The sequence below is a fragment of the Faecalibacterium longum genome (assembly GCF_040094125.1).
GTDB classification, from domain to species: Bacteria; Bacillota; Clostridia; order Oscillospirales; family Ruminococcaceae; genus Faecalibacterium; species Faecalibacterium longum.
Map to the genome: position 1 here is coordinate 1 of NZ_JBBNIH010000140.1, position 4,780 is coordinate 4,780.

At 58.9% G+C, this 4,780-nt stretch carries 4 protein-coding genes and 1 tRNA gene; 1 reads left to right on the forward strand and 4 read right to left on the reverse strand.

Features of this window, described 5'->3' with window-relative positions; genetic code table 11:
- Positions 1-257 precede the first annotated feature (257 nt).
- Positions 258-1,355 carry a DUF3048 domain-containing protein gene (locus AAAU26_RS08495; protein ID WP_227619727.1) on the reverse strand — a complete coding sequence of 366 codons (1,098 nt, stop codon included), beginning with the start codon at positions 1,353-1,355 and terminating at the stop codon, positions 258-260.
- A 19-nt stretch (positions 1,356-1,374) separates the two neighbouring features.
- Positions 1,375-2,592, reverse strand: a complete 1,218-nt coding sequence (locus tag AAAU26_RS08500; protein WP_227619728.1) for a DUF3048 domain-containing protein — start codon at positions 2,590-2,592, stop codon at positions 1,375-1,377.
- 281 nt (positions 2,593-2,873) lie between these two features.
- On the opposite strand from AAAU26_RS08500, the gene AAAU26_RS08505 reads away from it, so the two are divergent.
- A tRNA-Lys gene (locus AAAU26_RS08505) sits at positions 2,874-2,949 on the forward strand.
- 155 nt (positions 2,950-3,104) lie between these two features.
- Here AAAU26_RS08505 and AAAU26_RS08510 read toward each other — a convergent pair.
- The gene (locus AAAU26_RS08510) at positions 3,105-4,508 is read right to left on the reverse strand and encodes a site-specific integrase (RefSeq protein WP_217210905.1); all 1,404 of its coding nucleotides are present in this window, start codon (positions 4,506-4,508) and stop codon (positions 3,105-3,107) included.
- Between the two features lie 14 nt (positions 4,509-4,522).
- Positions 4,523-4,780: helix-turn-helix domain-containing protein (locus AAAU26_RS08515; protein WP_227619729.1), on the reverse strand; the 258-nt coding region annotated here is incomplete at its 5' end.

Sequence of the window (4,780 nt, forward strand, 5' to 3'; positions counted from 1 at the left end):
GGTAGGGAGGGGGGATTCGAAACACCCCTCCCTACCTCTGGCCCGCGCGGAGCGCAAAGCCATTTGACCGAAAAAGAAAACCAGCCCCGCGCCACCAGCGCGAGAAGCAGCTTAAAGAAAAAAACAGCTCTGCCTCTGGCCCGCGCGGAGCGCAAAGCCATTTGACCGAAAAAGAAAACCTGCCCCGCGCACAGGCGCGCGCCGCAGCCTGGAAATAAAAAAGACTTCTGCACGGTGAAATGCAGAAGTCTTTTTGCTTATCCAAGAATCTCTTCTCCGCTGGAATTGGTAACAGTCAGCTCCTGTCCGGTCAGACTGGTGACAAGAGCGATATAGCTCGTCCCGGCCTCGATGTTCATGGTGCGGCCATCGGCGTCGTAAAGCAGGAGCGTGTTGTCCCGGCCCTGCGTCCAGGTGATGGTCCACAGATGCCCGCCGTTGAGCCAGACGCCGCCGCCCATGCTCAAATCGTAGTCGTAGGTCCTGCCGTCGTCCCGCAGCTCGGAGGCGCTGAACAGCACCAGCAGATTATCGAACCCGGCCTGCTGGCCGTTGTTGGCGTCCAGCTGGGGCGTGCCGTCGGCGTGGAGCATCCGGTAAAGCCCGCTGTCGGCGTCGTAGGAAAAGCCGGTGGCGTTGTCGTCGTCAAAGCAGACCCGGACATTCACCGCGTCCGGCGCGGTGGCGTCCGGCAGTTTGCCGTCTGCTTCCTGCGGAAGAAGTGCAGGGAGGGACAGCACTGCGTCGGCCCCGGAGGAAGCACTGTCCGACGCAGCAGATACGACGTTCGTCACCCGGGATTCCGTCAGAACAGAGGAGATACTCAGCTCGTCCAAGACATTAGAGATGGCCTCGCCGCTGGTGTACCACAGCGGTGCGTTGCTCCACTCACTGCCGCAGTCGAAGGCGGTGCGCCCGGCTTCCAGAGCATCCACGGCCCGGATGGAATAGTAATCGAGGAAGTTCTGGTCGAACTGTCCCCCGCCCCGCTGTACCGGAATGGGCTGCTGACCCACCAGAAGCCGCCAGTAGATGTCCTGACCGGCGGCCACCGGTCCGACCTTCGGGGTCGCGGCCAGCGCCGGATAGACGAGGCAGAGCTCAGTGGACGTACCTACCTCGGTGAGGGCTTCCAGCACCACCGACGCCGAGGAAAGGCCCCACTGAGTGGTGGAGGCAGTGCTGTTCTCAATGGCCACGGCCACCGGACGCTGGCCCTGCCACTCGAGGGCAAGGCCGGTGAGCGGGTCGGTGGGAGCGGGCGTTTCCGGCTCACTGTCGCTGGGCAGAAAGGCGCAGCCTGCCAGCAGCGCGGCGGCCAAAATGAGGCAGAGCGCAGTTCGAATGCGTTTCATTGTCATGTCCCTCATGGGCTTACTGGTAGCTGAAATTGCTCAGCTCGTCGTTGTCCACCAGTGCAAAGTAGGTCTTGCCCCGGTTGAGGGTCATCTCTTCGCCGGACTTGGTGTAAAGCTTGAGGGGGTTGGTGGGATAGGTCTTTTCCCAGCGGCCCACCTGCACGCCGCCGCGGGTGAAGAGGTAGGCGTCGCCGCCCTTGATGTACTGCACCTCCTGCACGTCATGGGAGTCGCCTGCGTAGGCGTCCATGTCGGCGAAGCAGACCACGACGTTCTCGAAGGTGAGCTGCTCACCGGTCAGCTCATCGACGGTGTTCTCGGTGGCCTTCTTGGAGGAGTTGTACATCTGCATCGCGTAGGTGTGGCTGAGTGCGGAGTAGCTGAACGAGGTGCGGTAGCTCTCTGAATGTACGATGGCGATTTTTTTGGCCGAGGGTTCACCCTTGAGCTTGTTGACCTCGTCGGTGCGGTAGTCGGCAAAGTGGAAGAACGTCCCCTCGCTGGGAGCGTAGAGGCTGATGCCGGCATCAGAAGCGGCCTTGCAGATCTCCTTGCCGGAGGTGAACTCGGTGTGCTCGTAGGCCACATCGCGGCCGCGGTTATTGCGGTGGGAGACGATGGGGTGGATGGGGGTCTTGAAATAATTCTTGCCGCCGATGTTCAGCCCGGAGTAGCCGTACACGCTGACGAACTGGGTGCAGAAGATGCTCTCGCCGTCGTGGTAGTAGAGGATGTCCCAGGGCATGAGCAGCTGCAGGAACTGGTCGCGGCCTGAGCGGATGGGGCCGACCTCGGGGATGCTGTCGGCGTCGCTGAACACGGCGCACAGGCGGGTGATGCCGCCCTCGACCTTGGCCTCGATGAGCAGGTCGGCGCTGCCGATGCCCCGCTGGGGGCGGGCATTCTGGCGCTGGGAGTTGGCGATGTTGTTCACCATCACAGCCACCGGGCGGCTGTTGGTGCTGCGCTCGGCGCCGGTGAGGATGTCGGCGTCGTACTCAGGCATGACGCCGAAGGCCGGGTCAAGCTGTTCGCCCTCGGGCGGCGGGGTGACGGCCATGTCGCTGGCAGCTTCCGACGAAGCAGCGGTCTCCCCTTTTTTTGCCAGACCCTTAAGCAGGCCGGGCAGCTTGCCGCCCAGCGCGGCGCTTCCAGCCGCAGAGCAGCCGGTCAGGGCCAGCGCTGCCGCTGCCAGCCCGGAAATATGAAGGACAGACCGACGAGAGATTTTCATGATAAAACAGCCTCCTATCAAAAAGCCCCGCCGCATACGGGCCGGGACAGTGCGTTCTGCTTTGATTGTACTGGTTCGCGCCTCATTTGTAAAGAGGAAGTTGCCGCCAGAACATCCGCGTCCCAGAGAGGTGACAGTAAAACTGGCTTTTATAAAAAGAACGGGTGCGCTCCCGGCGGGGGTCTGTGTGCTGCGGAAAGGCACTTTTTTGCGCTTCCCTCTTGCTTTTTTGGCGCGGGTGTGGTAATATTATTCGGCAGTATCTGTAAATCTGAAAATATGCGCTCGTAGCTCAGCCGGTAGAGCATCTGACTTTTAATCAGAGGGCCAGGGATTCGAGTTCCCTCGAGCGCACCAAAATCCCACGAAGAATCGTAAGATTCCTCGTGGGATTTTCCATTTTCTGGGGCTCTGCACACTTTTGCACACTTTTTGCACACCGGCGGGAAAGCCGTGTTTTTCCTTGCATTGTCTGCATTCTGTGCATCGTGAGCGTTTTTTCCATACTTTTTTCAGGCGAACAGCAGGCGGGTGAACTCACGCCGCTGCTCGGGGTTCATCTGTCGGACAACTTTCAGCATCCCTTCCGGGGTGATCTGGATGCTGTCCGGCAGATTTTCTTTTACCGGCACAGAGCCGGATTTGGGGGAGCCGATGTCCTGTGAATAGAAGTCTGCTTCCAGCTTCTCAGCCAGCTCCAACCGGGGCTTGTCCTGCGTGTGGGCGTAGGTGTCCATCAGGATGCCGGTGGTGGCGTGACCGGTGTTGCCCTGCACGGCTTTAATGTTGCCGCCGGATTCAATCAACTGGTAAGTGGCACTGGAGTGGCGCAGACCGTGGAACACGATCTTCTCAAACTCCGGGTGCTCTGCACGCCAAGTGCGGTACCATTTAGAAAGGGCTTCCGGGGCAACAGGCATACCGTTGGGCAGGCGGAAGAGCTGGCCACAGTTGCGATATCTGCCATCCATGGCAAGCTCGTCCTGACGGAGCTTTTCCAGCCAAGCCAGCAGTTCCTCTTTCAAGGGTTTCGTCAGATAAAGGGTGCGGCTGGATTTCTTGGTTTTCGGCTTCTTCAGCACCAGTGCGGAGCTGCTGCCCTCACGCTGGTCGGGGAAGATGTGGTAGATCTGATTCGGGTCGGTCTTTTCCAGTGCAGCCTTTTCGGTGCGCTGTAAGCTCCTGCCGACCGTGATGGTCCCACGTCCATCCGCTGCATCAAAGTCGATGTCTCCCGGCTGCAAGCCAAGGATCTCTCCGACACGCAGCGAGAGAATCATGCTCAGATGAACAGCAAGGTGGAGCGTAGGGTCGGTCATGGTCTGCAACGCAGCAAGCATGGTCTTTTCGTCCCAGATGGCACGTTCTTCCGAGGTCGATTTCGGGGCTTCTCTCGGAATCGGTGACTTGAGGAGCAGACCCCACTCAACGGCATAGGAAAAAGCAGTCTTGAGCATGGCATGGACTTCCCGGATGGAAGCACCCGTCAGAAACTGCCGCTTCTGTTTGTCGGTGAGCGTTTGCTTGACACCCTGCTTATACAGTCCGCGCGGTGTCCGGCTCAAAGTGGCGTAGAACTGTTCGAGGTCATACGTCTGAACCTTCTGAATCTGCTTCTTGCCGAGATAGGGCACGACAAGATTCTGAATCATGGCTACCGTGTGGGTGTAGGTTTTGGGTGCCCACTTGTGCTTGCTGGACTGGATGGGGAGCCACTTGTACAGCATTTCTGCTACCGTCATTGCATCAGGTATGAGGAACGTACCGTCCAAGAGTTCTTTCTCTACCGAGATCTTGCGGTCTTGCGCTTCCTTCTTGGTTTTGAAACTCTCCCAGCCTTCACAGATCCGGCCAGCATGGTCTTTGTATTTGAAACGAACGGAGTAGGAATCTCCGCGCCTGAGAATAGATGCCATAGATGTTCCCTCCCTCAGACCGCAGCAAACCAATCGTCAAAGCTCTGCTTGCTTACCCGGATGCTGGTACCGAGGCGGATCACCTTGAAGTCTTTCGTGGTGTTGCACAGATTGTACGCAGCACGGTTGGAGATCGCCAACAGTTGGGCGATCTCTTCCACCCGGTAAACGAGCGGGGCGTGTCGGACGATTTTGCTGGTCTGGTCAGAAGGTTCTACGGCAGGGGTTTCGGACAATTTCATTGTAGGGGATTCGGGCGCGATTTTCAAGTC